This window comes from Variovorax ginsengisoli (assembly GCF_030486595.1).
Classification (GTDB): Bacteria; Pseudomonadota; Gammaproteobacteria; order Burkholderiales; family Burkholderiaceae_C; genus Variovorax; species Variovorax ginsengisoli_B.
The window spans coordinates 108,284-133,873 of sequence record NZ_JAUJZH010000019.1; the positions used below are offsets into that span (position 1 = coordinate 108,284).

The window sequence follows — 25,590 nt, forward strand, 5'->3', positions numbered from 1 at the left end:
TACCCCTGTGCAGCGATGTCGACGGGGCAGCGCGCGCGACGCGTTGCCCATCGCGTGAGGCCACAACCGAAATGGATCGTTCAAGGCCCCGGCGACGGAACCGGCAGACGTGTCCGCCTCAGAAGCGGAATCCTGGGAGTTCGACTCTCCCCTGGGGCACCAACTTTCTCTTCTTGTCTCGTTCGTCTAGTGGCCAAGGACATCGGGCTTTCATCCCGAAGATCGCGGGTTCGACCCCCGCACGAGACGCCATCTTCAGTTTTGCCGTGTGTGGCGCAGCAGACAGCGCGCGTGCTTTGGGAGCACGAGGCCGCAGGTTCGAAACCTGCCGCACGGACCAGACCTTGTTCCGCTAACTCAGTGGCCAGAGTGCCTCCCTGTCCAGGAGGAAGTCAGGGGTTCGACTCCCCTGCGGAACGCCAACTCAACTTCATCACAGGAGCCGCCATGCGCACATGCAACACCCCCATTCGCACGATCGTCGTGCGGCCAGCCAAGCCACGCGATCCGCTGGCTCGCGCCGTGGCAAGGCGTCTCGGCGCCCTGATTTTCCACCGGCAGGCGCCGGATCGCCTCGGGCGCATGGATCTCGACCAACGCGTGAGAGAACTGGGCGAGTGGTGATCATGGTGCGCGTAGCTCAATGGCAGAGCCGCTGGTCGTGATCCCGCTGACGACGGTTCGATTCCGTTCGTGCACCCCATTCATCCAAGCATTTCCCCCGACCCGGCCATGAAAGGAGGCCACCCATGCACCCGCTCCACAGCCACGTGCTGCAACTCGACATCCAGGGCACGCCGCAGGCGTGGATCTCGCTCGAGCACGCGGCGCTGTATGTGGCCACGGGCTCGGTCGCATGGGTCGATGGCGATGGTCCGCTGGCCACGCTGCGCGGCGGCTTCAATGTCGAGCGCGGCCGCCAGTCGGTCATCGATGTGCATCCCATCATCGCGTTGGCTGGCGCCTCGCGCGTCAACCTGTTCGACGTCGCACCGGCCTTCAGCAAGCGCAAGCTCTTGCGCCGCGACCGCATGACCTGCGCCTACTGCGCCCAGCGCTTCACGGAGCGCGATCTGCAGTGCGAGCACATCGTGCCCGAATCGCGCGGCGGCGGCTGGACCTGGATGAACCTGGTCGCCGCCTGCGGCGCGTGCAACGGCCGCAAGGCCGACCGCACGCCGGAAGAGGCGCGCATGCCGCTGGTCTACCTGCCCTACGTGCCGAGCCGTTTCGAGGGCTTCCTGCTCGAGGGCCGGCACATCCGCGCCGACGTGCACGAGTGGCTGGCCGCGCGCCTGCCGAAGGGATCGCGGCTGAGCTGACGCTGCCGCGGCTCGGGCGCCACGGCGTCCGAGGCTGCGCTGAGCAGCCCCATCAACTGAAAGAGAACAACATGAAGAACGAACAACTCCCGGCCATCGAGGTGAAGATCAAGCAGCCTCCGGTGCTGTTCGGCAAGACGCAGGCGTTGATCGCCCAGCTGGCCGAGCAGCTCGGTGCGCCGCTCATCGCCTACTGGAACGGCCCGCGCGGCTCGGTGTGCCACAGCGACGTGGTCGCGATGTACCACGTGCTGCAGCGGCTCGGAGAACACGAGGTGATCTACCTGTTCCTGAAGTCGAGCGGCGGCAGCGGCCAGGTGTCGCTGCGGCTGGTGAACCTGCTGCGGCAGCACTGCCGCCGGCTGGTCGCGCTGGTGCCGCTCGAGTGCGCGTCGGCCGCCACCATGGTGGCGCTTGGCGCGGACCAGATCCTGATGGGCCCGACAGCCTATCTCACCGCGGTCGACACCTCGCTGAACCACTCGCTGTCGCCGGTCGACCGGGACAACGACCGCGTCGGCGTCAGCCTCGACGAGCTGCAGCGCGTGATCCGCCTGTGGCGCGATCAGCAAGGCGAGGTGCCCGAGAACGCCTACAAGTCGCTGTTCCAGTACGTGCATCCGCTGGTGATCGGCGCGGTCGACCGGGCCGAGTCGCTGTCGATCATGCTGTGCCGCGAACTGCTGGCCTACCACGTCGCCGACGAGGCCAAGGCCGAGGCGATTGCGGGCGCACTCAACGGCAAGTACCCTTCGCACAACTATCCGATCCTGCTGGACGAGGCGGTGAAGATCGGCCTGGCCGCCGAGCGCATGCCGGCCGAGGTCGCCGCGCTGCTGCTGCAGCTCAACGCGCTCTACAGCGAGATGGGCCAGAAGGCCACCACCGACTTCGACGAGCAGCGCGCGCACAGCAACGAGATCGCCAACATCTGGGAAGCCAGCGGCGCACAGGTGTACTACCAGCAGGACAAGGACTGGTTCTACCGTTCCGAGGAGCGGCGCTGGATCACCCTCAACGACAACAGCGGCTGGCGCCGCATCGAGCGCATCGGCTCGCGCCTGCGGCGTGGCGAGCTGCACGTGGCGTGATGCGCGACGGCCGCACAAGGAGAAACACCATGAACGACAAGAACTACATCGAGGAAGAAGCCGGTGGCGGCGTGCCCATCAAGATGTGGACGCGCGGCGTGCCGGTCGAAGACGAGGCCAGGCGCCAGCTGAGCCATGCGGCGCGGCTGCCGATCGTCTTCAGGCACATCGCGGCCATGCCCGACGTGCACGTCGGCATCGGGGCCACGGTGGGCTCGGTGATCCCGACCCTGCGCGCCATCATCCCGGCCGCGGTGGGCGTCGACATCGGCTGCGGAATGATCGCCTGCAAGACCACGCTGGTGGCCACTGACCTGCCTGACAACCTGGGCCCGCTGCGCTCGGCCATCGAGCGTGCCGTGCCGCACGGCCGCAAGCCGGGCGCGCGCGATCCCGGCGCGTGGCAGAAGACGCCGGGCTCGGTCGACACCGCATGGGCGCAGCTCGAACCCGAGTTCACGGCCCTGTGCCGCGACTACCCGAAGCTGGCCAAGACCAACCACATCCAGCACCTGGGAACGCTGGGCACGGGCAACCACTTCATCGAGGTCTGCCTCGACGAAGCGGGCTTCGTGTGGTTCATGCTGCACTCGGGCTCGCGCGGCGTCGGCAACTTCATCGGCACCATGTTCATCGAGCTGGCCAAGCAGGATGCGATGCGCCTGCAGGTGAACCTGCCCGACCGGGACCTGGCCTATTTCGAGGAAGGCAGCCGCTACTTCGGCGACTACGTGCGGGCGGTGGGCTGGGCGCAGAAGTTCGCGGCCGTCAACCGCGAAGTGATGATGCGGCGCGTGATCGAGGCCGCGAAGACGGTGATCCGCAAGAGCTTCCAGAGCCACGTCGAAGCGGTCAACTGCCACCACAACTACGTGCAGAAGGAGCACCACTTCGGCGAGGACGTCTACGTGACCCGCAAGGGCGCGGTCAGCGCGAAGGCCGGGCAGCTGGGCATCATCCCCGGCAGCATGGGTGCGCGCAGCTACATCGTGCGCGGCAAGGGCCATGCCGACAGCTTCGACAGCTGCTCGCACGGCGCCGGCCGCGTGATGAGCCGCGGCGAGGCCAAGCGCCGCTTCACGCTGGCCGACCACCGCGCCGCGACCGAAGGCGTCGAATGCCGCAAGGACCGCGACGTGATCGACGAGACGCCGGCCGCCTACAAGGACATCGATGCCGTGATGGCGGCGCAGCAGGACCTGGTCGAGGTCGTCCACACCCTGAAGCAGGTGGTGTGCGTGAAGGGCTGAGCGCCGCGCGGCGCTCGGGCCTTCTCAGCCTTCGATCCCGAGCTCCGAGCAGATGCGCGCGACCAGCGCCTTCAGGCTCGCGACCTCGCCCTCGAGCCGCGCCACGTTGGCCTTCAGCGCCGCCACCTCGCCGAGCGACACATCGGTGCTGCCACCGGCGACCGCCGACGGACTCGCCGCATCTTCCGCCGGCGTCCCGCTCAGCAGATGCGCCCAGCGGCTCTCGCGCGCCCCGGGCAGCCGCGCCAGCTTCACGACCAGCGCGCCGGCCGGGCGTTCCGCCATCTCGTCGAGAAAGCCTTCCACCGCCGAGATGTCGGCGAAGTTGTGCATCCGGTCGCAGGCGATGCGCAATTCGCCCGCGGTCTGCGGCCCGCGCAGCATCAGCACGGTCAGCAGGATGATCGACTGCGAAGGAATCCGCAGCACGCCGTCGATGTTGTGGGCATAGCGGAAGGTCCGCCCGCCGCTGCTCTCCGACACCAGGCTGTAGCCGCGCAGGCTGTCCAGCGCCGCGGTGGCCTCGGCGTCCGTCACCTCCAGGATCGGATTGCGGCTGGTCTTCTGGTTGCAGCCCGCGACCAGCGCGTTGAGCGTCAGCGGATAGCTGTCGGGCACGGTGCGCTGCTTCTCGGCCAGCACGCCGAGGACGCGGGTTTCGAGCAGCGAGAGAGTGGGCAGGGAGGAGGTCATCGCCGGATTGTCGCGCTGGACGGGCTGCACGAACTACTAAGCCTATTTATAATAAGGCCCCTTATGAAAAGAGACTTCAGCCAGCGCTTCGGCTTCCTCGTGAACGACGTCGCCAAACTCTACGGCGAGCAGTTCGACCGGCTGGCGCGCGAACGCATCGGCCTGTCGCGGGCCCAGTGCCGGGTGCTCGGCGCGCTGGCGATGCATGGCGACGAGGCGCCGATGTCGCAGGTCGAGCTGGCGCAGCGGCTCGACCTGAGCGCCATGGCGGTCGGCAGCCTGTGCGACCGGCTCGAGGCGGCCGGCTGGATCCATCGCCAGGACAGCCCGAGCGACCGGCGCGTGCGCCTGGTCCGCGCGGCGGCCAGCGCGGAACAGGCGCTCGACACCGCGCTCGGACTCAGCGACGGCCTGCAGGCGCGCGCGCTGGCGCAGTTCGCGCCGGCCGAACGGGCCCAGCTGGTCGCCCTGCTCGCCAAGGCCCGCGAGGGCCTGCTGTCGCTGCAAACCGAGGAGCTGCGATGAACCCCGCTCCGGGCGTCGCCCATCGCGGGCTGATCACGGTGTCGATCATGCTCGCCACCATCATGCAGGCGCTGGACACCACCATCGCCAACGTCGCGCTGCCCCACATGCAGGGCAGCCTGCAGGCCTCGCAGGACCAGATCACCTGGGTCCTGACCTCCTACATCGTGGCCTCGGCGATCGCGCTGCCGCTGACCGGCTGGCTGTGCGGCCACTGGGGACGGCGCAAGGTCTTCATGGTCTCGGTGATCGGCTTCACGATCGCCTCGGCGCTCTGCGGGCTGGCGAACTCGCTGGTCGAGATCGTCGCCGCCCGGCTGCTGCAGGGCGTGTTCGGTGCCGCGCTGGTGCCGCTGTCGCAGGCCGTGCTGCTCGACATCAATCCGCGTGAGAAGGTCGGCCAGGCGATGGCGATCTGGGGCGCCGGGATCATGGTCGGGCCGATCCTCGGGCCGCTGCTGGGCGGCTGGCTGACCGAGAACTTCGACTGGCGCTGGGTCTTCTTCATCAACCTGCCGGTGGGCATCTTCGCGCTCTGGGGCATCATGCGCTTCCTGCCCGAGAGCCGGCCGCAGGGCGAGCGGCTCGACATCTTCGGCTTCGTCACGCTGAGCCTCGCGATCGGCATGCTGCAACTGTTCCTCGACCGCGGCGAGCAGCTCGACTGGTTCGATTCCTGGGAGATCCGGATGGAGGCCGCGGCGGCGCTGATCGCCTTCGCCTTCTTCGTGGTCCACACCTGGACCGTGCAGGGCGTGTCCTTCTTCAACCGCGACCTGCTGAAGGACCGCAACTTCGTCACCGGCCTGCTGTTCGCCTTCATCGTCGGCATGATCCTCTACGGCACGATGGCGCTGCTGCCGAGCTTCCTGCAAGGGCTGATGGGCTACCCGGTGGTCTACACCGGCGCCGTGACCGCGCCGCGCGGCATCGGCACCATGATCGCGATGATCGTGGTCGGCCGGCTGGTGCAGCGGGTCGACGTCCGCGCCATCATGGCCGTGGGCTTCGGCCTGACCGCGTTCTCGCTCTGGCAGATGACGCGCCTGACGCTCGAGATGGACAGCTCGCTGATCATCGTCTCGGGCTTCATCCAGGGCCTGGGCATCGGCTTCACCTTCGTGCCGCTGTCGACCGCCGCCTTCGCGACCCTGGCGCCGCGGCTGCGCAACCAGGGCACGCCGGTCTTCAGTCTGTTGCGCAACATCGGCAGCAGCGTCGGGATCTCGATCGTGCAGGCCCTGCTGACCGAAAACTCGGGCCGGGCCCATGCGACGCTCGCCGCCACCGTGGGGCCGGGCAACCATGGCCTCGCCGGCCTGCCGCATCTGTTGAACCCGTCCAGCCCGGCCGGCCTCGCGATGCTGAACGGCGAGGTCACGCGCCAGGGCGTGCTGATCGGCTACCTGTCCGACTTCGGCATCATGATGGCGGTCACGCTGGCCGCGATCCCGCTGTTGCTGCTGATCCGCAGCCCCGGCCGCGCCGCCCCAGGGGCCGCGGCCGAGGTGCCGCACTGAAGAGCCCCCACGGCTCCCCCACTGCGTGTGGGTCGCTGCCCCCCGGGGGGGCCGCAGGCCGCCTTGGGGCGGCCCGGCGCCGGCCTGATCCTCGCGGGCGCTCAGAAGTCGACCAGCGCCAGCCCGATGGTGAACACCGTGCGCTTGCGGTTGTAGTCGACCAGGGTGTCGCCGTAGCCGTAGAAGAGCTGGGTCTGCAGGCGCAGGTTGCTCCTCACCGGGTCGCCGATGACCTTCAGCCATTCGAGCTTCACCGCGCCCTTGCCGCCATGCGCCCAGGCCACGACCTGGTTCAAGCGATCGATCTGCCAGGTGAGCCGGATGTCGGCGTTGCCCAGGTACTTGGTGATGTCGGGGTTGTCGTCCTTGGCGGCGTTCTCGGAGATGCGCGACCAGACCCGTCCGGTGATCGTGAACTGGTCGCCGAGCTCGGCGCCGCCCATCAGGTAGACCCGGTTCCAACTGCGCGAATAGGGCAGGTCCTGGCCATTCGACTGGTGCACCAGCCCCACGCCGGTGTAGCGCAGCCGCCAGCCGCCCGGCAGCTTGTAGTCAAGCGGGTAGCTGTACATGACCTCGGGCTCGTGGTCGGTGGTGCGGAACGGGCGCGACAGATCTTCGTTGAACACCTGCCAGGTCGAGAGCTGCGAGTAGGCGAACCAGAGGCCGTCCTTCTTGACCGGATCGTCGCCGGTGAGCAGCCCCTGCGCGAGCTTGGTGCGCAGCGACAGGCCGATGCGCATGTCCTGCGCCTGGTAGGGCCGGTCGACACCGGTGTGGTTGGGCGCCGGCGAAGTCGCCGTCTCGGGCTCACGTGCGGCCACGCCGAGGCCGACGCTGAGCGGTCGGTAGCCGCGGAAGCCCAGCGTGCCGCAGCTGCTGCCCGCCTCCAGCTCCCAGAAGCGCGACAGCAGCGAGTATTGGCGGTCGCGGCAGCCGTCCTCGGTGGCGATCGTGATCACCCGCGTGGCCGGCACCGTGGCGTCCACCGGCGGCATCGTCTCGACCAGCACCGACGGCGCCGTCGGCACCGCGGCCGCGGGCAGGGTCTGCTGCTGGGCCCAGCGGTCGAAGCAGGCGAGCCGCGCCTCGTTGTTGCCGCTGCCCGTCAGGCGCTGGCACTGTTGCCAGGTCAGTTCGGATTCGGAAAGGGGACTCGGCGGCTTGTCCACCGCCTGGGCCAGGGCGCCGGTGGCGCCGAGGCCGGTGAAAAGAGCGGTGAATAGAAGGGTGCGTTGATTCATCGATCAGTTGCCGAATTGCCAATCTTGTTCAGGACGAACGGATGCGTGCTGTCGTTCGCGGCGTCGCGCCAGACCCCCTTGAACTCTCGACCGCACGACCCCGGCTGCATCGCGCCCAGCCAGACGCCGCTGATGGCGTGGCCGTCCAGCGATTCGTCGAGGCTCAGCATGCCGTCGTCGTCGATATCTCCCGCCAGCTGCGACACGGTCGCGGGGCCACTGTCACCGTCCCGCGCGATTGTGCCGCGCACCCCGGCGTAGTCGGGATGTTGGTTGAGCTTGACTTTTGCCACGCCCTGGGTGCCGTCGATGCGCGCTTCCCAGTCGCCGAACAGTGCCTGCAGCGGCAGCTCGGAGGCGCTGGCGGGGCAGGCCGCAGGGCCACCTTGCGCCGCGGCGCCGGCGGCGAAGGCGATGCAGGCCGCGGCCAGCCAGGCCCTGCGAATGCCCTTCATGGCGCGGAGGCGGCCGCGGCGGCAGCGGCAGCCGCGTTGTCCTGCACCTTGCGCGCGAACTCGGCGCGCAGCGCCTTGAGCTTCTCGCGCGGATCTTCCTTGGCGGTCTTCTTGTCGAGCGCCATCTCGGCGATGAAGCGGCTCGGCTGGGCGGCGACCATCTCGCGGCCCTTCTTGCGCCGCTTGGTCCAGCTCACCGCCAGGCTGCGCTGGGCCCGCGTGATGCCCACGTACATCAGGCGGCGCTCTTCCTGGAGCCGGGTCAGCGTGTCTTCGCTGATCTTTTCCTGCCGGCCGCCGTCGTCGTCGAGCTTGAAGGGCAGCAGGCCCTCGGTCACGCCGACCAGCATCACGTGCGGCCATTCGAGGCCCTTGGAGGCGTGCAGCGTCGACAGCGTGACCACGTTCTGGTCCTGCTCGCGCTCGCTGATGGTCGACAGCAGCGAGATCGTCTGCGCCACTTCGAGCAGGCTCTTGCGCTCGCTCTCGACAGTGGCGCCGGAGGCGTCGTCGATGGTGCCGCCGCAGCGCTGCGACATCCAGTCGCAGAACTCCATCACGTTGGTCCAGCGGCTGGCCGCGGCCTGCTCGCTGTCCTCGCCGTCGTAGAGGTGCTTTTCGTAGTCGATCTCCTTGAGCCATCCACCCAGGAAAGCGCGCGCGTCCTCGGCGCCCATGGTGCGGCGGGCCCGGTACTCGAGATCGTTGATGTAGCGGCCGAACTCATGCAGGCCCTCTTGCGCACGCTTGGGCATCACGCTGGGCAGCGAGGGGCTGAACAGGGCCTCGAACAGGCTCAGCTTGTACTGGCTCGCGAAGGTGCCGAGCGCGGCAAGCGTGGTGTGGCCGATGCCGCGCTTGGGCGTGGTCACGGCGCGCAGGAAGGCCGGGTCGTCGTCGTTGTTGACCCATAGCCGGAACCAGCCGCACAGGTCCTTGATCTCGGCCCGGTCGAAGAAGCTCTGGCCGCCCGAGACCTTGTACGGAATCTGCGCCTTGCGCAGCGCCTGCTCGAACACGCGGGCCTGGTGGTTGGCGCGGTAGAGGATCGCGAAGTCGCGAAACTCCTTGTGCTGCGGGCCTTGCGCGGTGGCGTCGCCGGCGCGCAGGCTCTGGATGCGTGCCACGGTGCGCTCGGCCTCGTGGGCTTCGCTGTCGGCATCGACGATGCGCACCGGCTCGCCCTCGCCGAGTTCGCTGAACAGCGTCTTCGGGAACAGCTTCGGGTTCGGGCCGATCACGTTGTTGGCGGCGCGCAGGATCGCGCTGGTGCTGCGGTAGTTCTGCTCGAGCTTGATGACCTTGAGGTTCGGGTAGTCCACCGGCAGCTTCTTGAGGTTGTCGAGGGTGGCGCCGCGCCAGCCGTAGATCGACTGGTCATCGTCGCCCACCGCGGTGAAGCGGCCGCGCTCGCCGACCAGCGCCTTCAGCACTTCGTACTGGGTCGCGTTGGTGTCCTGGTATTCGTCGACCAGCACGTGGCCGAGCGCCGCCTGCCACTTGGCCCGCACCTCGTCGTGCTGCTGCAGCAGCTTCAGCGGCATGCCGATCAGGTCGTCGAAGTCGACGCTCTGGTAGGCCGCCAGCCGTTCTTCGTAGCGCGCCATGATGCGGGCCGTGATGCGCTCGTTGTCGTCGGCCGCCTGGGCCTCGGCCTGGGCCGCGTTGAGGCCCATGTTCTTCCACTTGCTGATGGTCCACTGCCAGATCCGCGCGGTGGCGGCATCGGTGGTGCCGCCGGCGTCCTTGAGGATCTTGGTGACGTCGTCGCTGTCCAGGATGCTGAAGGCCGGCTTCAGGCCCAGCACCGCGCCGTCCTCGCGCATCATGCGCACGCCTAAAGCGTGGAAGGTGCAGACCACCACCTGTTTGGCATCGCGCCCGATCAGGCCCTTGGCGCGTTCGCGCATCTCGGAGGCGGCCTTGTTGGTGAAGGTGATGGCGGCGATCCGCTTGGGCTCGAGGCCGGCCTGGATCAGGCGCGCGATCTTGTGCGTGATCACGCGGGTCTTGCCCGAGCCCGCGCCCGCAAGGACCAGGCAGGGGCCGTGCATGTAGTTGACGGCTTCTTGTTGCGCGAGATTGAGACCGGAAGACATGGGGAGTTCGGAGGCGGGAACCGCGAATGATACGGGCGCCCCTGCGCCGCCCTGGCCGCCCGACTGTGGTAGGCGCGCCGCGCATGGACAATCGCCGCGTGCTGCAGATCTTCCTCGTCACCGTTCCCTTCTTCGCCTTGATAGCCGCCGGCTATGCCGCGGCCCGCGGCGGCCTGCTGCCGCTGGCGGCGATTCCGGGGCTGAACGCCTTCGTGCTCTATTTCGCGCTGCCCTGCATGCTGTTTCGCTTCGGCGCCAGGGCACCGATCGGCCAGTTGCTGGACGGCGGCGTCGCGCTGGTCTGGTGCCTGAGCGCGCTGATCGTGGTCGGCGCCACGGTCGCGCTGAGCCGCCATGGGCGCATCGGCTGGAACGACGCGGCCTTCGGGGCCCTGGTGGCGGCCTTTCCGAACACCGGCTTCATGGGCGTGCCGCTGCTGGTGGCGATCCTCGGCGCCCAGGCGGCATCGACCACGATCATCACGATGGCCTTCGACATGGTGGTCACCTCGTCGCTCTGCATCGCGCTGTCGCGGCTCGACGGCGCCGACGGGCATGGCGCTGCCAAGGCCCTGCGGCAGGCGCTGCGCGGCATCTTCCAGAATCCGATGCCCTGGTCGATCCTGCTGGGCGTGCTGGCCTCTGCGACCCGCTTCACGTTCTCGGGCCCGATCGAGCGCACGGTCGCGATGCTGGCAGAGGCGGCCTCGCCGGTGGCGCTGTTCACGATCGGCGCGGTCCTGGCCCGGTCGGCGGTGCTGGCGCGCGAACACCGCGCCAGCGCGGCGGTCGCGCAGGCCCTGGGCAGTGCGGCCGGCCGCTCGCCGCCGTCCCAGGCGGCGCTGGCGGACGTGCTGCCCGTGGTGGCGATCAAGTTGCTGGCGCATCCGCTGCTGGTGTGGGCCCTGGCGCATGGCGTGCGGGCGCTTGGGGTGCCGCTCGGCGGGCCGGCGCTGGTCGCGATGGTGCTGGCCGCGGCACTGCCCAGCGCCAGCAATGTCTCGATGCTGGCCGAGCGCTTCGGCGCCGACGACGGGCGCATCGCCCGCATCATCCTGTGGACCACCGTGGCCGCGTTCTTCAGCTTTCCGCTGGCGGCCGGCTGGCTGGGTCAGGGCGTGAGCACGCCGAGCTTGTAGGGATCGGCGTCGGGCAGCAGCTCGCAGCGCGAGAGGTCGCGCCCCTGCGTACCGTCGCAATAGAAGGTGTTGCGGACCCGCCCGAACAGCGTCGGCGAGGAGGTGAACAGCACGCCCTGGTTGGGCTGCCACCGCTCCTTGGCGCCGTCCTCGGGCGCGATCGCCGGCGCGGCAGCCGCATCGCTCGCGCCGTGAGCGGCCCCGCCGGCCGGCGTCGTGAACTCGGCCAGCGTGTGCTGGGCTTCGTCGCCGCGCCAGCGGGTGACGAGTTCGGCGGGCTGCGGCCGCCCGACCATCGGGATCAGCAACGCGTGGACCTGGAAGCCGCGTCCGAAGCGGTGCTCCTTGCCCGCCAGGAAGGCATAGGCGCAGGCCGCCTGGCACTGGCCCTTGACCTCGGTGTTCACGCCCGCCGCCTGGATGGCGCGGGCGTAGTCGCCGGCCACCTCGGCCGAGCCGCCCAAGGCGTTCTCGAACACCACGGTGCGAACCTTTCCGCCGGCCAGATGGGTTTCGAAATCCTTCACCGCGCTGCCGTCGAGCGTCCCGCTGACCAGCAAGCGGTTGCCCTCGAGCTCCAGGTCCGCCGCTGGCGCGCCGGCGGTCAGGCCAGCCAGTACAAGGCCCCACAAAGTCCCTGATAGCGTCTTCACGAAGTGACCCTTTCGCAAGACCCCGCAGTAGGTCCCGCTGCGACCATAGCTTGGACAGCGCGTCGGCGCTTCGTCAACTGTTGTTGCAGAGTATTTCCTACAACGGGGCTTCGCAGAAGCAGATAGTGTGAAGTATTCCGTTTGACTAATGCTTAGGTATTCCTTAGCGCTGCTACAGTGGGCGCATGGATCGGGAGAGTGGCATGACGACTTGGACGCGCACGGTGCTGTGGATGGTGTGGCTGGCCGCTGTCGGCTGGCTTTGGTTCGGCGGTTCGCTCGGAACCGGTGCCGCCTTGGCGGCGGCCTTGCTGAGCCTGCTGATGTTCGCCCTGCCGGGTGCGGTCAGACGCCGCCGCTCGGGTCTGCAGTATGTGGAGATGGGGAAGGAGCCGGTCGGGTTGCTCTGATTCTTCGTCAGTTGGGGGCGGAGACAACCTAGTCAGTTGAGGACAGAGCAAAAACTGCTGCGCAGTTTTTGCTCTGTGCCACAAAGTATTCAGATGGCCTGCGGATCCACATCCACCAGCCAGCGAATCACGCCCTTCCCCTCGGGTTGCCGGCGCAGCCCGTGCAGCAGCGGCTGCCACCCGGCCAGCAGCTTCTGCAAGGCGGCCCGCGAGCCGCTCTCGATCAGCATCTGCGCCCGCTCCACGTTCGCCACCCGCTGGATCGTCAACGGCACCGCCGGATAGCGCGTGACCCGGTCGGCGCCGGGCAGGGCCTCGGCGGCCGCGCTGGCGGCGTTCAGGAAGGCCTGCGCGGCCTCCTGGGTGCGCGCGTCGGCGCGCAGCAGGGCCTGGAAGGCGAAGGGCGGCATGCCGGCGGCGGCGCGCTCCGACAGTTCGCCCTGGGCGAAGGCCGCATAGTCGTGGCGAAGCAGCGCCGCGAACAGCGGATGCTGCGGATGATGGGTCTGGATCCACATCTCGGCGCTGCTTTGCTGCGCCGTCAGATAGGCGGCATCGCGGCCGGCCCGGCCGGCCGACTGCATCAACAGGCCGAACAGCCGCTCGGGCGCCCGGAAATCGCTGGAGAACAGCGCGCCGTCCGGGTTGATCGCCGACACCAGCGTGATGCGGCGGAAGTCGTGGCCCTTGGCGATCATCTGCGTCCCCACCAATACGTCGACCTCGCCGGCATGGACCGCGGCCAGCTGCGATTCGAGCGCCCCCTGCTTGCGCGTGCTGTCGGCATCGATGCGGGCGATGCGCACCGCGCTGCCGTCGGGGCGCCGGACCGGCGCGAACAGCTCGCCGAGATGCTCCTCGAGCCGTTCGGTGCCCCGGCCGACCGGGGCGATGTCCGGGTTGCCGCAGGCCGGGCAGGCGCGCGGCACGCGCTCGGTGAAGCCGCAGTGGTGGCAGCGCAGCGTGCGGTCGATCTTGTGGAAGACGCGGAAGGCGCTGCAGTGCGGGCATTCGCTCTTCCAGCCGCAGTCGCCGCAGGCCAGCACCGGCGCGTAGCCGCGCCGGTTCAGGAACACCATGCTCTGTTCGCCGCGCGCGATCCGCTGGCCGATGGCGTCGAGCAGCGCGCCCGACAGCACGGTTTTGGGCGGCTGCAGGTTCATGTCGACCAGCCGGACCGCGGGCAGCGCGCCGGCGCCGACCCGCGAGGGCATCGCCAGCCGCCGGTAGCTGCCGCCGGCATCCTCGCCCTCGGCCGGCCGGCTGCGGTGCCAGCTTTCGAGCGAGGGCGTGGCCGAGCCGAGGATCACCTTGGCGCCTTCGCGGCGGCCGCGCCAGACCGCCAGGTCGCGGGCCGAGTAGCGCGCCCCCTCCTGCTGCTTGTAGCTGGGGTCGTGCTCCTCGTCGACCACGATCAGGCGCAGGGCCGGCATCGAGGCGAACACCGCCATCCGGGTGCCGAGCACGATGCGCGCCGCGCCGCCGTGCGCCGCCAGCCAGCTCGCCAGCCGCTGGGGGTTGGTCATGCCGCTGTGCAGGGAGACCACCGCGTCGGCGCCGAAGCGCGCCTTGAAACGCGCCTCGAGCTGCGGCGTCAGGTTGATCTCCGGCACCATCACCAGCGCCTGCGCCGCCGGCTCGCGGGCCAGCAGCGTCGCCACGCTGCGCAGGTAGACCTCGGTCTTGCCGCTGCCGGTGCTGCCGAACAGCAGGAAGGGGCCGGGCTCGGCCTCGAAGCGGGCCAGTGCCTCGGTCTGCTCGGCTGTGAGCGCCACCACGGCGGCCGCCGGTTCGCCGCCGACGCACGCGGCCGGCGCTTGGCGCTTGAGCCGCCGCGCCAGCTGGACCGCGCTCAGGTCGCGCAGCTGCGGCGGCAGGGCGGCCAGCGCGATTTCGCCGAGCGAGCGCTGGTAGTAGCGGGCGGCGAAGGCGACCAGGTCGCGCCAGCCGTCGCCGAGCGGCGGCAGCGCGTCGAGCACGCCGGCGATCGGCTTGAGTTCGATCTCCGAGCCCGGGTCCTCGCCGGCGCTGCGCACCGCCCAGGCCACACCCAGCACCTCGCGGCGGCCCAGCGGCACCCGCACCAGTGCGCCCGGCGCCACAGCCACGGGGCTTTTGTAGCTAAGTACATCCCCTAGTGCACTGTGCGCCGGAGTTTGTACGGCGACGTCGATGCACCAATTCAAGGCAGCTTCCGGCTAGGCACGTTTGTTAAAGCGAAATTGAGCAAAACAGCATAAGTCGTTGATTTTCCAGTGCTTTGCGGTCCATCCAGAGTTTCTGTGGATAACTTTGTTGATATCAGGGCTCGACACCGCGCGAACCCTTGAAAATCAAGGCTCCGGCTGGAATGCCCGTAAAAAAAGCAAAGTTCAAACCCTATATGAATCAATGACTTAGCTTCGCTATCGCTTTAGGAGCAGGCCAGATCGCGGCTCGGCGGATTTTGCGCACCGCAACAGCTGTTTTGTGCATAAGTCAGTCCCTCCTTACGCTTTTGGCGCTTGACAAACGCCGGGCAGCCGTTCTCAGGTACTTACAAGTCATAACAAAACGCTCAAGCACGCAGCATCCGCGACTGCGCATGCACCGCGGCCACCAGGGTCGCGACATGCTCGGGCGGCGTGAACTGGCTGATGCCGTGGCCGAGGTTGAAGATGTGGGTCGGGCCGGTGCTGTCGGGGTCGGTGTGCGGGCGGCCGAAGCTGTTCAGCACCTTGGCCACTTCTTCCTCGATCTGGCGCGGGTGCGCGAACAGGACGTTGGGGTCGATGTTGCCCTGCAGGGCCTTGCCGCCGGGCCCTTCGCCGACGCGCGCGCGGGCCTGGCCGAGGTTCACGGTCCAGTCCAGGCCCAGCACCTCGCAGGCCAGCGGCTGCATGTCCTCGAGCCAGAGCCCGCCGCCCTTGGTGAACACGATCCGCGGCACCGGCCGGCCGTCGGCGCCGTCACGGCGCAGCTGCGACAGCACGCGCTGCGTGTAGGCCAGGCTGAAGGCCTGGAAGGCGCCGTCGGCCAGCACGCCGCCCCAGCTGTCGAACACCATCACGGCCTGGGCACCGGCGTCGATCTGGGCGTTGAGGTAGGCGGCCACGGCATCGGCATTGACCGCGAGCAGGCGGTGCATCAGGTCGGGGCGGCTGTAGAGCAGCGTCTTGACCTGCCGGTAGTCGCTCGATCCCGCGCCTTCGACCATGTAGCAGGCCAAGGTCCAGGGGCTGCCCGAGAATCCAATCAACGGCACCCGGCCGTCGAGCGCGCGGCGGATCGAGGCGACCGCGTCGAAGACGTAGCGCAGCTTGTCCATGTCGGGCACGGCCAGGGCCCCGATGCCGGCCTCGTCGCGCACCGGCCGCGCGAAGCGCGGGCCTTCGCCGGCCTCGAACGAGAGGCCCAGCCCCATCGCGTCGGGCACCGTCAGGATGTCGGAGAACAGGATCGCGGCATCGAGCGGGAAGCGCTCGAGCGGCTGCAGCGTGACTTCGGTCGCGTAGTCGACGTTGGTGGCCAGGCCCATGAAGCTGCCGGCCTTGGCCCGGGTCGCCAGGTATTCGGGCAGATAGCGCCCGGCCTGGCGCATCAACCAGACCGGCGTGTGGTCGGTGGCCTGGCGCCAGCAGGCGCGCAGGAAGGTGTCGTTCTTCAGGGGGGCGAAAGGCATCCCCCGATTGTCGCAGGGGAGTCCGGGCGGGGGCCGGGCCGGCCGCCCGGAGGCGCTCTCAGGTCTTGTACTTGATCGAGCAGCCGTAGGGGCGGGTCGCGGCGGCGCTGATCGCCTTGCCGCCGAAGGCCTCGCCCAAGGCCTGGTTGACGTAGTTGGTGGCGGTCTTGATGTCCTCGGCGCGGGCCGAGGGAATGCTGTCGATGCCCCCGGCGTAGACCAGGGTGCCCTTGGGGTCGACGATGAAGATGTGGGGCGTGGTGCGCGCGCCGTAGGTGCGGCCGATGACGCCGTCCTCGTCCATCAGCAGCGCGGTGGGGGCGCCCGATTGAGCCTTCATCCAGGCCGCCAGCGCCTCCGGTTTCAGGTAGTCGCCGTGGCCGCGCTCGGTCGAGTTGATGGACAGCCAGACCACGCCCTTGGCGGTGGCGGCCTTCTGGGTGGCGGGCATGTTGCCGCTGCCGTAGTGCTTGCCGACGAAGGGGCAGCCCGGGTTTGTCCATTCGAGGACCACGAACTTGCCGGCGAAATCCGACAGGCGGTGCGAGGTGCCGGCGGTGTCGACGGCGACGAAATCGGGTGCCGGCTGGCCGACCGCAGGCGCCGCGGCGGCCTGGGCGTTGAGCATGAAGGTGGCGCCGAGCGCCACCGCGGCGGTCATGATGGCGCGCCGCGAAGCCCGGCTGAGGGCCGCGCGGGCATCGCGAGCGGCGCGGTAGGAACGAGAGCCGGAGGTGGACGATGTGGACATGTCGGCTGGGACTCCTGAATAAATACTCAATAACCGCGACAGCTTAGAACGGATTCTTCATGTCCATGTGACAACCCGTTAGGGCCCGGGGTCAAAGCCGGGCGAGTGCTTCGCGGAGTTCATTCTTGCCCAGGATCTCGGTCAGCACCACGGGCGGCTGGCCGGGCGCCTGCAGCACGTAGACCGGCACGCCGCTGCGGCCCAACGCCATCAGGGCCTCGGTGATGGCCGGATCGCGCCGAGTCCAGTCGGCGCGCAGCAGCGCCACCCGGCGGGCATCGAAGTCGGCCAGCACCTCGGCATCGGCCAGGGTGCTGCGCTTGTTGTATTGGCAGGTCACGCACCAGGCAGCCGTGAAGTCAATGAACACCGGCTGCCCGGCCGCCGCCAGGGCGCTGGCGCGCTCGGCCGACCAGGGCTGCCAGCGCTGGCCCGCCGCCGCCGTCGCGACCGGTTCGAGCGGCCGCACGACGTGGCCGCCGATGGCGCCGGCCAGCACGGCCGTGAGGGCGACCGTCAGGCCGGCGAGCACCAGGCGGGTGCGGCCGCGCAGGGTCAGGCTCCAGGCGATCGCCGCCAGGCAGACGAGCAGGCCCAGCAGGGCGCCGGCGCCGTCGATGCCGCTTTGCTGGCCCAGCACCCAGACCAGCCAGGCCACCGTGGCGAACATCGGGAACGCGAGCAGGCGGCGCAGCGTGTTCATCCAGGCGCCCGGCCGGGGCAGCAGCCGGGCCACGGCGGGCACGAAGCCGGCCGCCAGGTAGGGCAGCGCCAGGCCAAGGCCGAGCACCGCGAACATCAGCAGCGCCTGGCCGGCGGGGAGGGCGATCGCGAAACCCAGCGAGGCGCCCATGAAGGGCGCGGTGCAGGGCGATGCGACCACCACCGCCAGCACGCCCGACAGGAAGTCGTTGGCCACCGGATGGCGGGCCTGCACGGCCCCGATCGATGCCGGCGCCATGCGGCCGAACTCGAACAGGCCGGCCAGGTTGAGCCCGATCAGCGTGAACAGCGCGGCCAGGGGCGCCACCACCGCGGGCGACTGCAACTGGAAGCCCCAGCCGAGCTGGGCGCCGGCGGCCCTCAGCGCGAGCATCGCGCCACCCAGGGCCAGGAAGGAAAGGATCACGCCGCCCGTGTAGGCCAGGGCAGCCAGCCGGTGGGCGCGGCGGTCGTCGGCATGGCGCGTGAAACCCAGTACCTTGATCGCCAGCACCGGGAAGACGCAGGGCATCAGGTTCAGCAGCAGGCCGCCGATCAGCGCGCCGAGCAGGGCGGCGACGAAGCCGGCCGAGGGCGGTGCCGGCCGCGGCGCGGGCGGCGTGGCATTGGCCGCGAGCGCTGCCGTCAGGGCCGGCGACACCTGGGCCGGCGCCGCGACGCTCGGCCAGCTGCCGGCCACCGGCGCCTCGGCGCGCCAGGCGGCCGGCTGGCCGGGCTGGCGATCGGCTTCGGCGAGCGCCACCACCACCGGCATGACGGCGGGGCTGGCGCTGCGCTGGTCGGCCAGCGGCACGGTGGCGGTCCAGGCATCGCCCTGCCAGGTTTGGGTCCAGTCCTTGCCCAGCACGGCGCCGGTGCGAATCACCTCGGCGGTTTCGGGAAAGAACTCCAGGGTCTTGCCCTGGGCGGCGGCGGGCAGGCCGTCGAGGCGCACCTGCAGCTTGTCGCCGTCGATGGCGATCCGGCCCGGCTGCGCCAGCGCGGCGGGCTGGGCGGCGAGCGCGGCATCGAAATCGGCCTTGTGCAGCGCCGTCGAGCCCTGCAGCGGCAGCTTGAGAAGGAATTCCCCGTCTTCGGGAATGCACTCCTTGCTGCACACCAGCCAGGAGGCCTTGAGCCGAACTTCCATCTCGGCCGCGCCAGTGAGCGCCGGCTGCGGCCTGAAGTCGGCCCCGACGCTGAGCGGCACCGGCAGCAGCACGGTGTTCTCGTAGCCGTAGTTGGCCAAGTTGCCGATCGGGATCTTGCGCGGCACGGGCCAGGCGATGTCGCCGCTGGAAACGCCCGCCGGCAGGGACCATGCAAGCTCGGTCGGCAGACCGGAGTCGCCCGCATTCTTCCAGTAGGTGTGCCAGCCGGGCTGGTGGGCGATCTGCAGGCCGACCCAGAGCGGCGCGCCCGGCGACACGCCCTCGGGGGCATGGGCGACGAGCTCGGCCCGCACATGCGGGGTGGTGACCACCGGGCCGGTCCTGGCGGACAGCTGGGCCACGGCCGGCAGGCAGGCCGCGAGGCTGGCGCAGAGGAATGCCGCGAGGCGGAATCGGGAAAGGAGGGACATGCCGTCAGTCGGAGCGGGCGCGCGAGGCGAAGTTCCGGCTCATCCGCCCCACCCCAGCACCACGCGCCGGCTGTTGGCGCTCTTCTTCTCGATCTTGGTGACCACCACGGAGCCGATCTCGCCGGTGTTCGCCACGTGGGTGCCGCCGCAGGGCTGGAAATCGATGGCCTGGTCGCCGCTGCCGATGCGGATCGTGCGGACCGTGCCGGTGCCGCGCGGCGGCTGCACGCTCATGCTCTTGACCAGGGCCGGGTTGGCGTCGAGCTCGGCATCGCTGATGGCGCCGACCACCAGCGGATGGGCGGCCGCCACCAGCCGCGCGAGGCCGGCCGTCAGGGCCTCCTTGTCGAGCGGGTCGGTCATGTGGAAATCGAGCCGCGCGTAGTCGGGCGTGATCGAGCAGCCATTGACCGGCTGCGGCACCAGGTGGCACAGCAGGTGGGTGGCGGTATGGAAGCGCATCAGCTTGTGGCGGCGCTCCCAGTCGATCGCGGCGGTGACGCGCACGCCGGGCTGCAGCGCGGCGACCAGGGCCTCCTGGCCCGCGGCCGGGACATGGACGATATGGTCGGTGGGCCTGCCGTCGGCATCCTTGGCCTTGCGGGTATCGGCGATCGCGATCTCGCGGCCGTCGGCCAGCACCAGCCGGCCGTTGTCGCCGGCCTGGCCGCCGCCCAGCGGATAGAAAACGGTGCGGTCGAGCACGATGCCGCCTTCGTCCGCGGCGACCACGAGGGCCTCGCAGTCGCGCAGGTAGGCATCGGAGCGGAACAGGTCGTCGGTCATGGCCCGATGGTAGCGGCGCGGCGGCGGGGGAGCCGGCCCACGCCCGAAAGCGCCCGCAGCCGACACCGGCGGCGATGCGGGGCGGGCAGGATGGCGCCAGAATGAACTTGCCCATGACCCCACCCCTTTTCATGCGGCGCTCGCTGCTCGCCCCGGCTGCGGCGGCGCTGCTGCTGGCCGCCTGCGGCGACGCCGCGAAGCTGGCGCCGGAAGCCGAGACCGGGCCGACGCCGACGCTGCCGGCACCGCGCCAGGCCCTGCTGCCGACCGTCAATGTCGCGCCGGTCGTGGGTTGGACCGACACCGCCGGCCCGACCGCGCCCGACGGCTTCGCGGTGACGGCGCTGGCCCGCGGCCTGGACCATCCGCGCACCGTCTACACGCTGCCCAACGGCGACGTGCTGGTGGTCGAGAGCAACAAGCCGCCGAAGCCCGAAGGCAGTCACGACGGCGGCAGCGGGTTGGTCGCACGGATCAAGCAGTGGGTCACCAGCCAGGTCATGAAGCGCGCCGGCGCCGGGGTGCCGAGCGCCAACCGCATCACCCTGCTGCGCGACGCCGACCACGATGGGGTCGCCGAACTGAAGCAGGTGTTCATGCAGAACCTGAACTCTCCCTTCGGCGTCGTGCTGGTCGGCAACGAACTGTTCATCGCCAATGCCGACGCGCTGGTCAAGGTGCCGTATGCCGACGGCCAGACCCAGGTCACGGCGGCGCCGGTCAAGGTGACCGACCTGCCCGCCGGCATCAACCACCACTGGACCAAGCACGTGGTCGCCAACCGCGAGGGCACGAAGCTCTATGTCACGGTCGGTTCCAACAGCAACGTGGGCGAGAACGGCATGGAGGCCGAGGAGGGGCGCGCCGCCGTCTGGGAGGTCGACTTGAAGAGCGGCGAGAAGCGGCTGTTCGCCAGCGGCCTGCGCAACCCCACGGCGCTCGCCTGGGAGCCCGACACCGATGTGCTGTGGGCGGTGGTCAACGAACGCGACGAGCTCGGCAGCGACCTGGTGCCCGACTACCTGACCTCGGTCAAGGACGGTGCCTTCTACGGCTGGCCGTGGAGCTACTACGGCGGCTATGTCGATGCCCGCGTGAACCCGCAGCGCCCGGACCGGGTCGCCGCCGCGGTGGTGCCCGACTACGCGCTGGGTTCGCACCGGGCGCCGCTCGGCATCGCCTTCTCGCGCCCGGGGGCCATGCCCGTGGAGTTCGCCAACGGCGCCTTCATCGGCGAGCACGGGTCCTGGAACCGCAAGCCGCTGGCCGGCTACAAGGTGGTCTTCGTGCCCTTCATCGGCGGCCGGCCCAGCGGTCCGCCGGTCGATTTCCTGACCGGCTTCCTGACCGCCGACGACAAGGCGCAGGGCCGCCCGGTCGGCGTGGCGTTCGATAACAGCGGTGCGCTGCTGGTCGCCGACGATGTCGGCAACGCGGTCTGGCGGGTCAGGAAAAAGTAGTGTGAACGGGGCTTAGAACCCCGCCAGCACCACCTTCCCCTGCGCCTTGCCGCTCTCGATCAGCGCGTGGGCCCGGCGCAGGTTGGCGGCGTTGATGGCGCCGAAGCTCGCGTTGGCCGTCGTGCGGATGCGGCCGGCATCGACCAGCTGCGCCACCTCGGCCAGCAGTTCGCCCTGGCGCGCCATGTCGGCGGTCTCGAAGCGCGAACGGGCGAACATCATTTCCCAGTGCAGCGAGATGCACTTGGTCTTCAGCGGCATGGCGTCGAGAACGGGCAGGTCGTCGATCACCGCCATCCGGCCCTGCGGCTGGAGGCTTTCGATGATCTGCGTGTAGTGCTGGCCGGTCTGCGTCAAGCTGGCCACCATCTCGACCTCGCCGAAGTCGGCCGCCTTCAGTTCCCCGGCCAGTGGCTTCGAATGATCGATCACGGCATGGGCGCCGAGCTCGAGGCACCAGGCCCGGGTCTCGGGGCGCGAGGCGGTGGCGATCACGCGCAGCTGGGTCAGTTGGCGCGCCAGCTGGATCAGGATCGAGCCGACGCCGCCGGCGCCGCCGACGATCAACAGGGTCTGGCCGGCGCCGCCGCCCTGGGGCACGCCGAGGCGGTCGAACAGCAGCTCATAGGCCGTGAGGGTGGTCAGCGGCAGCGCCGCCGCCTGGGCGTCGTCGAGGCTGCGGGGCGCCAGCGCCGCGATGCGCTCGTCGACCGTGTGCAGCTCGCTGTTGGCGCCGGGACGGACGATCGAGCCGGCGTAGTAGACCCGGTCGCCGGGCTTGAACCGGGTGACGGCGCCGCCCACCGCCTCGACCGTGCCGACCGCGTCCCAGCCCAGCACCTTGGCCTGGCCGGCTTCGGGGGCTGCGTTGCGGCGCACCTTGGTGTCGACCGGATTGACCGAGATCGCCTTCACCCGCACCAGCAGGTCGCGGGGGCCGGGTGTCGGGGCCGGCAGCTCGAGGTCCTCGAGCGCGGCCGGGTTGTCGATGGGGAGGGACTGGCGGTAGCCGACGGCTTTCATGGGAGTTCCTTGATCGTTGCGACACGCTCAATGTAGAGTGGCAATCGAAAATTGATAAGAGGCCTCAAGAAAGCTTCACTTTCAAATGAAGATTGAAAATATCGCCGACCTGCAGGTGCTGGTCCACACGGCGCGCGGCGGCACGCTCACGGCGGCCGCCTCGGCGCTCGGCATCACGCCGGCGGCGGCCAGCGCGACCCTCAAGCGGCTCGAGTCGCAACTCGGCGCCCGCCTGTTCGAGCGCTCGACCCGGGCGATGCGGCTGACGCCGCAAGGCCAGACCTTGCTCGACTACGCGGTGCGCGCCTTCGAGCTGCTGGCAGAGGGCGAATCCCTGGTGCAGGCCGATCGCGGCGCGCTGGTGGGCACGGTGCGGGTGGCGGCGCCTTCCGACCTGACCCGGGTCACGCTGCTGCCCTGGTTCGACGACTTCCTCGCGCTGCACCCGGGCCTCCAGCTGGCGCTGTCGGTCGGCGACCGGCCGCTCGACGTCATGCGCGACGAGGTCGACATGGCGCTGCGCTACGGGCCGCTGGCCGACTCGCGGCTGGTGGCGAGGCGGCTGGCCGACTCCCGTCCGGCGCTGTGCGCCTCGCCGGCCTACCTGCGCCGCCATCCGGCGCCGCAGACGCCGCACGACCTGCTGCAGCACAACTGCCTCACCTTCCACCGCGGCGGACGGCGGCAGCGGCTGTGGCGCTTCGCCCGCCATGGCCACTGGACCGAGGTCCGGGTCGATGGCGACCGGGTGGTCGACGATGCCTCGCTGGCGCGCGAATGGGCCCTGGCCGGGCACGGCATCACCCTGAAGTCCGCGCTCGACCTGCAGCGCGACGTGGCCTCTGGCGCCCTGATGCGCCTGCTGCCCGACTGGGACACCGAGCCCTATCCGCTGCATGCGCTGCTGCCGAGCGGCCGCTTCGTGCCGGCGCGGGTGCGGGCGCTGGTCGACTTCCTGGCGCTGAAGTTCGCGTCGAACCCGACCCAGGAAACTGGCCCTAAGATCACCGCATGACAGCCCCCGCCAGCCGCTTCTGGTCCCAGCTCACGACGCGCGATTTCGCCGCCCTCGACCCGGCCGCCACGGTCGCGGTGCTGCCGCTGGGCGCCACCGAGCAGCACGGCCCGCACCTGCCGCTGGGCGTCGATTCGGCGCTGGTCGACGGCATCGTCGCCGCCACGCTGCCGCTGCTGCCGGCCGAGCTGCCGGTGCTGTTCCTGCCGACCCAGCAGATCGGCCTGAGCCCCGAGCACGCGCGCTTTCCCGGCACGCTGACCCTGTCCTCCACCACGCTGATCCAGCTCTGGAGCGAGATCGGCGCCGGCGTCGCGCGGGCCGGCCTGCGCAAGCTGGTGCTCTTCAACGCCCACGGCGGGCATTCGGGCGCCATGGACATCGTGGCGCGCGAGCTGCGGGCGGCGCACGGGCTCATCGTCTACAGCAGCAGCTGGTTCAACCTGCCGCTGGGCGAAGCCGGTGCGCAGTTCAGCGCCGACGAGCACCGCTTCGGCGTCCATGCCGGCGAGATGGAGACCTCGATGATGCTGGCGCTGGCACCCGGTCAGGTGGCGATGGGCGCGGCCCGCGACTTCGGCTCGACCTCGCGCCAGCGCGCCGCCGACTACCCGATCCTCGGCAACGGCCGCAGCGCGAAGTTGGGCTGGGCGATGGAGGACTACAACCCCGCGGGTGCGGCCGGCAACGCCGCCGCCGCGAGCGCGGACAAGGGCCGGGCACTTGTCGACGCCAGCGCAGCCCAGCTGGCGGCGCTGCTGGGCGAGGTCTCACGGCTGCCGCTGGCGACGGCCTACACGCAGCCGCTGCCCTGAACGTTGCTCCGCTGCCGATCAGCCGGCGACCAGCGGTCCCGCGGGTGCGGATTCCGGCAGCTTGATCGACCCGTCGGGCCGTTCGCAGGTGCCGATCAGCAGGCCGCTGGCAATGGCATGCGCACGCAGCGCCTCGAACACCTCGTCGCGCCCCGGATGGGACGAGAACGATGGCGCCGTGCCGAGCGCGAAAACTTGGAACGCATAGCGATGCACGCCATGGCCGGGCGGCGGGTCGGGCGGCAGCCAGGCCGCCTGGAGGTAGGAGTTGAGGCCGGCATGGCTGCCGTCGCCTTCGTTGTCGACGCTCGGCAGGGCGCCTTCGTGCAGGTTGCCGTCCGCGGGCGGCAGATCGACCACGAGGGCGTGCACCAGCGGATGAGGCGTCGGCGAATCGGCGTCCTCGACCACCACCACCAGCGCGGCCGCGTCGGCCGGCACGCCGACCCATTCGAGCGGCGGCGAGCGGCCGACGCCATCGGCCGTGTAGCGATCGGGCAGCGGCGCATGGTCGACGAAGGCCAGGCTGGTGACCCGGATCGAGGCCATGCCGGCACGCAGGCCGATGGTGTTGAAGGCGATTTCGTCCAGGCCGGCGCGCACGCCGTGCAGGGCGTGGCCAATCACGTCAGGGAGCTTCTCGAGCATTCGTCCGTTATATAGCAGCGCCGGTGGTTGGATGCGGGCGCTGGACGACAGGCGTTGTCGGCCGCGGCCCGCTATCATCGATTCGGACGCCGCCGGCCGGGCTGGGGCGTCCGCCCCCACAACTCCAAGGACTCGTATGAGCATCGTCTGGACCATTCTGATCGGCTTCGTCGCGGGCCTGGTGGCTCGGGCGATCAAACCGGGCGACGACTCGGCCGGCTTCATCATCACCACGCTGATCGGCATCGCCGGCTCGCTGATCGCGACCTACGTCGGCCAGGCCATGGGCTGGTACACGGCGGGCCAGGGCGCGGGCTTCATCGCCTCGGTGGTCGGGGCGATCGTGCTCTTGTTCCTGTACGGACTTGTCAAGCGCAAGACCTGAACCCGCGCCGGGCCCCGCAAAGCCGGCCCGCAAGGCGCGCAGCCGCCACCACCACCACGTCTACGTGGTCGAACTCGACGACCGGGTCTGGAACGTGGCGCGCTTCCGGCGCGCCAATCCCGACTACCGGCTGGGCATGCCCTTCGTCTATGTCGGCATGACCGGGCTCGATCCGGACGTGCGCTTCGACAAGCACAAGGCCGGCATCCAGGCCAACGGCTTCGTGCGCGACCACGGCCTGCGTCTGCTGCCGGCGCTGTACGCGATGTACAACCCGATGCCCTACGAAGCGGCGCGCGAGATGGAAGTCGAACTCGGCATCGCGCTGCGCAAAGCGGGTTACGGGGTCTGGCAGGCCTGA

25 protein-coding genes and 5 tRNA genes are annotated in these 25,590 nt (G+C 69.9%); 18 read left to right on the top strand and 12 right to left on the bottom strand.

Translation table 11 applies throughout. The features are described from left to right. The first annotated feature begins 85 nt into the window (after nucleotides 1-85). The 9 genes from QZH52_RS24150 (at nucleotide 86) to QZH52_RS24190 (ending at nucleotide 3,663) form a co-directional block, all read left to right on the top strand. A tRNA-Leu gene (locus tag QZH52_RS24150) sits at nucleotides 86-162 on the top strand. A gap of 13 nt (nucleotides 163-175) precedes the next feature. Further along, a tRNA-Glu gene (locus QZH52_RS24155) sits at nucleotides 176-252 on the top strand. Nucleotides 253-264: 12 nt separating this feature from the next. Beyond that, nucleotides 265-340 (top strand) — tRNA-Pro (locus QZH52_RS24160). 6 nt (nucleotides 341-346) lie between these two features. Next, a tRNA-Asp gene (locus QZH52_RS24165) sits at nucleotides 347-422 on the top strand. A 25-nt stretch (nucleotides 423-447) separates the two neighbouring features. Continuing rightward, the gene (locus QZH52_RS24170) at nucleotides 448-624 is read left to right on the top strand and encodes a short-chain dehydrogenase (RefSeq protein WP_301813023.1); all 177 of its coding nucleotides are present in this window, start codon (nucleotides 448-450) and stop codon (nucleotides 622-624) included. Nucleotides 625-629: 5 nt separating this feature from the next. Beyond that, nucleotides 630-703, top strand: a tRNA-His gene (locus QZH52_RS24175). A 46-nt stretch (nucleotides 704-749) separates the two neighbouring features. Next, nucleotides 750-1,322 carry an HNH endonuclease gene (locus tag QZH52_RS24180; protein WP_301813025.1) on the top strand — a complete coding sequence of 191 codons (573 nt, stop codon included), beginning with the start codon at nucleotides 750-752 and terminating at the stop codon, nucleotides 1,320-1,322. A gap of 71 nt (nucleotides 1,323-1,393) precedes the next feature. After that, nucleotides 1,394-2,413: an SDH family Clp fold serine proteinase gene (locus QZH52_RS24185; RefSeq protein WP_301813027.1), complete on the top strand. Its 1,020-nt coding sequence runs from the start codon at nucleotides 1,394-1,396 to the stop codon at nucleotides 2,411-2,413. A 29-nt stretch (nucleotides 2,414-2,442) separates the two neighbouring features. After that, nucleotides 2,443-3,663, top strand: coding sequence for an RtcB family protein (locus tag QZH52_RS24190; RefSeq protein WP_301813028.1), 1,221 nt, complete (start codon nucleotides 2,443-2,445; stop codon nucleotides 3,661-3,663). A gap of 24 nt (nucleotides 3,664-3,687) precedes the next feature. On the opposite strand, the gene QZH52_RS24195 is transcribed toward QZH52_RS24190, so the two are convergent. Next, a complete protein-coding gene (locus QZH52_RS24195) occupies nucleotides 3,688-4,356 on the bottom strand; it encodes a YceH family protein (protein ID WP_301813029.1) in 669 nt (222 codons plus the stop codon). A gap of 63 nt (nucleotides 4,357-4,419) precedes the next feature. Between QZH52_RS24195 and QZH52_RS24200 the strand changes: the two genes are divergently transcribed. Together QZH52_RS24200 and QZH52_RS24205 are read left to right on the top strand one after the other, a co-directional pair. After that, nucleotides 4,420-4,881: a MarR family winged helix-turn-helix transcriptional regulator gene (locus QZH52_RS24200; RefSeq protein WP_301813030.1), complete on the top strand. Its 462-nt coding sequence runs from the start codon at nucleotides 4,420-4,422 to the stop codon at nucleotides 4,879-4,881. Then, nucleotides 4,878-6,401, top strand: a complete 1,524-nt coding sequence (locus tag QZH52_RS24205; RefSeq protein WP_301813032.1) for a DHA2 family efflux MFS transporter permease subunit — start codon at nucleotides 4,878-4,880, stop codon at nucleotides 6,399-6,401. Before QZH52_RS24200 ends, QZH52_RS24205 begins: the two co-directional genes overlap by 4 nt. Nucleotides 6,402-6,502: 101 nt before the next feature. Here QZH52_RS24205 and QZH52_RS24210 read toward each other — a convergent pair whose 3' ends face one another. The 3 genes from QZH52_RS24210 to QZH52_RS24220 are packed head-to-tail and all read right to left on the bottom strand — an operon-like array spanning nucleotide 6,503 to nucleotide 10,199. Beyond that, nucleotides 6,503-7,645, bottom strand: coding sequence for a phospholipase A (locus QZH52_RS24210; RefSeq protein WP_301813033.1), 1,143 nt, complete (start codon nucleotides 7,643-7,645; stop codon nucleotides 6,503-6,505). After that, entirely contained in the window at nucleotides 7,642-8,100 is a 459-nt protein-coding gene (locus tag QZH52_RS24215; protein WP_301813035.1) for a hypothetical protein, read from the bottom strand. Before QZH52_RS24215 ends, QZH52_RS24210 begins: the two co-directional genes overlap by 4 nt. After that, on the bottom strand, nucleotides 8,097-10,199 hold the full coding sequence (locus QZH52_RS24220) for an ATP-dependent helicase (RefSeq protein ID WP_301813036.1): 2,103 nt from the start codon (nucleotides 10,197-10,199) through the stop codon (nucleotides 8,097-8,099). The genes QZH52_RS24215 and QZH52_RS24220 overlap by 4 nt, the downstream gene beginning before the upstream one ends. Nucleotides 10,200-10,282: 83 nt before the next feature. Here QZH52_RS24220 and QZH52_RS24225 point away from each other — a divergent pair, with 83 nt between their 5' ends. Continuing rightward, nucleotides 10,283-11,338: an AEC family transporter gene (locus QZH52_RS24225; RefSeq protein WP_436411626.1), complete on the top strand. Its 1,056-nt coding sequence runs from the start codon at nucleotides 10,283-10,285 to the stop codon at nucleotides 11,336-11,338. Here the strand turns inward: QZH52_RS24225 and QZH52_RS24230 are convergent. Then, nucleotides 11,311-11,991, bottom strand: coding sequence for a hypothetical protein (locus QZH52_RS24230; protein WP_301813037.1), 681 nt, complete (start codon nucleotides 11,989-11,991; stop codon nucleotides 11,311-11,313). The two genes, QZH52_RS24225 and QZH52_RS24230, sit on opposite strands and share 28 nt — an antisense overlap. A 203-nt stretch (nucleotides 11,992-12,194) precedes the next feature. Here QZH52_RS24230 and QZH52_RS24235 point away from each other — a divergent pair, with 203 nt between their 5' ends. Further along, the gene (locus tag QZH52_RS24235; RefSeq protein WP_286533772.1) at nucleotides 12,195-12,401 is read left to right on the top strand and encodes a hypothetical protein; all 207 of its coding nucleotides are present in this window, start codon (nucleotides 12,195-12,197) and stop codon (nucleotides 12,399-12,401) included. 89 nt (nucleotides 12,402-12,490) lie between these two features. Here the strand turns inward: QZH52_RS24235 and priA are convergent, their stop codons facing one another. From priA to QZH52_RS24260, 5 genes are all read right to left on the bottom strand, one after another. Next, nucleotides 12,491-14,587, bottom strand: a complete 2,097-nt coding sequence (gene priA, locus QZH52_RS24240; protein ID WP_301813038.1) for a replication restart helicase PriA — start codon at nucleotides 14,585-14,587, stop codon at nucleotides 12,491-12,493. A 371-nt stretch (nucleotides 14,588-14,958) separates the two neighbouring features. Further along, nucleotides 14,959-16,062 carry a uroporphyrinogen decarboxylase gene (gene hemE / locus QZH52_RS24245; RefSeq protein WP_301813039.1) on the bottom strand — a complete coding sequence of 368 codons (1,104 nt, stop codon included), beginning with the start codon at nucleotides 16,060-16,062 and terminating at the stop codon, nucleotides 14,959-14,961. Between the two features lie 58 nt (nucleotides 16,063-16,120). Beyond that, complete coding sequence (locus tag QZH52_RS24250) at nucleotides 16,121-16,813, bottom strand: redoxin domain-containing protein (RefSeq protein ID WP_301813040.1); 693 nt, start codon at nucleotides 16,811-16,813, stop codon at nucleotides 16,121-16,123. Between the two features lie 91 nt (nucleotides 16,814-16,904). Continuing rightward, nucleotides 16,905-19,097, bottom strand: coding sequence for a protein-disulfide reductase DsbD family protein (locus QZH52_RS24255; protein WP_301813041.1), 2,193 nt, complete (start codon nucleotides 19,095-19,097; stop codon nucleotides 16,905-16,907). A 39-nt stretch (nucleotides 19,098-19,136) separates the two neighbouring features. Further along, on the bottom strand, nucleotides 19,137-19,883 hold the full coding sequence (locus tag QZH52_RS24260; protein ID WP_301813043.1) for an alanyl-tRNA editing protein: 747 nt from the start codon (nucleotides 19,881-19,883) through the stop codon (nucleotides 19,137-19,139). A 113-nt stretch (nucleotides 19,884-19,996) separates the two neighbouring features. Between QZH52_RS24260 and QZH52_RS24265 the strand changes: the two genes are divergently transcribed. Further along, on the top strand, nucleotides 19,997-21,343 hold the full coding sequence (locus QZH52_RS24265) for a PQQ-dependent sugar dehydrogenase (RefSeq protein ID WP_301813045.1): 1,347 nt from the start codon (nucleotides 19,997-19,999) through the stop codon (nucleotides 21,341-21,343). A 12-nt stretch (nucleotides 21,344-21,355) separates the two neighbouring features. On the opposite strand, the gene QZH52_RS24270 is transcribed toward QZH52_RS24265, so the two are convergent. Next, nucleotides 21,356-22,366, bottom strand: a complete 1,011-nt coding sequence (locus QZH52_RS24270) for a zinc-binding alcohol dehydrogenase family protein (RefSeq protein WP_301813047.1) — start codon at nucleotides 22,364-22,366, stop codon at nucleotides 21,356-21,358. An 85-nt stretch (nucleotides 22,367-22,451) separates the two neighbouring features. Between QZH52_RS24270 and QZH52_RS24275 the strand changes: the two genes are divergently transcribed. Next, on the top strand, nucleotides 22,452-23,381 hold the full coding sequence (locus QZH52_RS24275) for a LysR family transcriptional regulator (protein ID WP_301813048.1): 930 nt from the start codon (nucleotides 22,452-22,454) through the stop codon (nucleotides 23,379-23,381). Then, nucleotides 23,378-24,196: a creatininase family protein gene (locus tag QZH52_RS24280; protein WP_301813050.1), complete on the top strand. Its 819-nt coding sequence runs from the start codon at nucleotides 23,378-23,380 to the stop codon at nucleotides 24,194-24,196. Before QZH52_RS24275 ends, QZH52_RS24280 begins: the two co-directional genes overlap by 4 nt. A gap of 18 nt (nucleotides 24,197-24,214) precedes the next feature. Here QZH52_RS24280 and QZH52_RS24285 read toward each other — a convergent pair whose 3' ends face one another. Beyond that, the gene (locus tag QZH52_RS24285; RefSeq protein WP_301813052.1) at nucleotides 24,215-24,844 is read right to left on the bottom strand and encodes a YbhB/YbcL family Raf kinase inhibitor-like protein; all 630 of its coding nucleotides are present in this window, start codon (nucleotides 24,842-24,844) and stop codon (nucleotides 24,215-24,217) included. 136 nt (nucleotides 24,845-24,980) lie between these two features. Between QZH52_RS24285 and QZH52_RS24290 the strand changes: the two genes are divergently transcribed. After that, the gene (locus QZH52_RS24290; RefSeq protein WP_286533785.1) at nucleotides 24,981-25,229 is read left to right on the top strand and encodes a GlsB/YeaQ/YmgE family stress response membrane protein; all 249 of its coding nucleotides are present in this window, start codon (nucleotides 24,981-24,983) and stop codon (nucleotides 25,227-25,229) included. 64 nt (nucleotides 25,230-25,293) lie between these two features. Then, nucleotides 25,294-25,590 carry a hypothetical protein gene (locus tag QZH52_RS24295; protein ID WP_301813103.1) on the top strand — a complete coding sequence of 99 codons (297 nt, stop codon included), beginning with the start codon at nucleotides 25,294-25,296 and terminating at the stop codon, nucleotides 25,588-25,590.

What these genes read in the sequence shown, in the direction of transcription:
- QZH52_RS24170 (WP_301813023.1), top strand. Translation starts at nt 448, where the DNA reads ATGCGCACATGCAACACCCCCATTCGCACGATCGTCGTGCGGCCAGCC.
- QZH52_RS24180 (WP_301813025.1), top strand. Translation starts at nt 750, where the DNA reads ATGCACCCGCTCCACAGCCACGTGCTGCAACTCGACATCCAGGGCACG.
- QZH52_RS24185 (WP_301813027.1), top strand. Translation starts at nt 1,394, where the DNA reads ATGAAGAACGAACAACTCCCGGCCATCGAGGTGAAGATCAAGCAGCCT.
- QZH52_RS24190 (WP_301813028.1), top strand. Translation starts at nt 2,443, where the DNA reads ATGAACGACAAGAACTACATCGAGGAAGAAGCCGGTGGCGGCGTGCCC.
- QZH52_RS24195 (WP_301813029.1), bottom strand. Translation starts at nt 4,356, where the DNA reads ATGACCTCCTCCCTGCCCACTCTCTCGCTGCTCGAAACCCGCGTCCTC.
- QZH52_RS24200 (WP_301813030.1), top strand. Translation starts at nt 4,420, where the DNA reads ATGAAAAGAGACTTCAGCCAGCGCTTCGGCTTCCTCGTGAACGACGTC.
- QZH52_RS24205 (WP_301813032.1), top strand. Translation starts at nt 4,878, where the DNA reads ATGAACCCCGCTCCGGGCGTCGCCCATCGCGGGCTGATCACGGTGTCG.
- QZH52_RS24210 (WP_301813033.1), bottom strand. Translation starts at nt 7,645, where the DNA reads ATGAATCAACGCACCCTTCTATTCACCGCTCTTTTCACCGGCCTCGGC.
- QZH52_RS24215 (WP_301813035.1), bottom strand. Translation starts at nt 8,100, where the DNA reads ATGAAGGGCATTCGCAGGGCCTGGCTGGCCGCGGCCTGCATCGCCTTC.
- QZH52_RS24220 (WP_301813036.1), bottom strand. Translation starts at nt 10,199, where the DNA reads ATGTCTTCCGGTCTCAATCTCGCGCAACAAGAAGCCGTCAACTACATG.
- QZH52_RS24225 (WP_436411626.1), top strand. Translation starts at nt 10,283, where the DNA reads ATGGACAATCGCCGCGTGCTGCAGATCTTCCTCGTCACCGTTCCCTTC.
- QZH52_RS24235 (WP_286533772.1), top strand. Translation starts at nt 12,195, where the DNA reads ATGACGACTTGGACGCGCACGGTGCTGTGGATGGTGTGGCTGGCCGCT.
- hemE (WP_301813039.1), bottom strand. Translation starts at nt 16,062, where the DNA reads ATGCCTTTCGCCCCCCTGAAGAACGACACCTTCCTGCGCGCCTGCTGG.
- QZH52_RS24250 (WP_301813040.1), bottom strand. Translation starts at nt 16,813, where the DNA reads ATGTCCACATCGTCCACCTCCGGCTCTCGTTCCTACCGCGCCGCTCGC.
- QZH52_RS24255 (WP_301813041.1), bottom strand. Translation starts at nt 19,097, where the DNA reads ATGTCCCTCCTTTCCCGATTCCGCCTCGCGGCATTCCTCTGCGCCAGC.
- QZH52_RS24260 (WP_301813043.1), bottom strand. Translation starts at nt 19,883, where the DNA reads ATGACCGACGACCTGTTCCGCTCCGATGCCTACCTGCGCGACTGCGAG.
- QZH52_RS24265 (WP_301813045.1), top strand. Translation starts at nt 19,997, where the DNA reads ATGACCCCACCCCTTTTCATGCGGCGCTCGCTGCTCGCCCCGGCTGCG.
- QZH52_RS24270 (WP_301813047.1), bottom strand. Translation starts at nt 22,366, where the DNA reads ATGAAAGCCGTCGGCTACCGCCAGTCCCTCCCCATCGACAACCCGGCC.
- QZH52_RS24275 (WP_301813048.1), top strand. Translation starts at nt 22,452, where the DNA reads ATGAAGATTGAAAATATCGCCGACCTGCAGGTGCTGGTCCACACGGCG.
- QZH52_RS24280 (WP_301813050.1), top strand. Translation starts at nt 23,378, where the DNA reads ATGACAGCCCCCGCCAGCCGCTTCTGGTCCCAGCTCACGACGCGCGAT.
- QZH52_RS24285 (WP_301813052.1), bottom strand. Translation starts at nt 24,844, where the DNA reads ATGCTCGAGAAGCTCCCTGACGTGATTGGCCACGCCCTGCACGGCGTG.
- QZH52_RS24290 (WP_286533785.1), top strand. Translation starts at nt 24,981, where the DNA reads ATGAGCATCGTCTGGACCATTCTGATCGGCTTCGTCGCGGGCCTGGTG.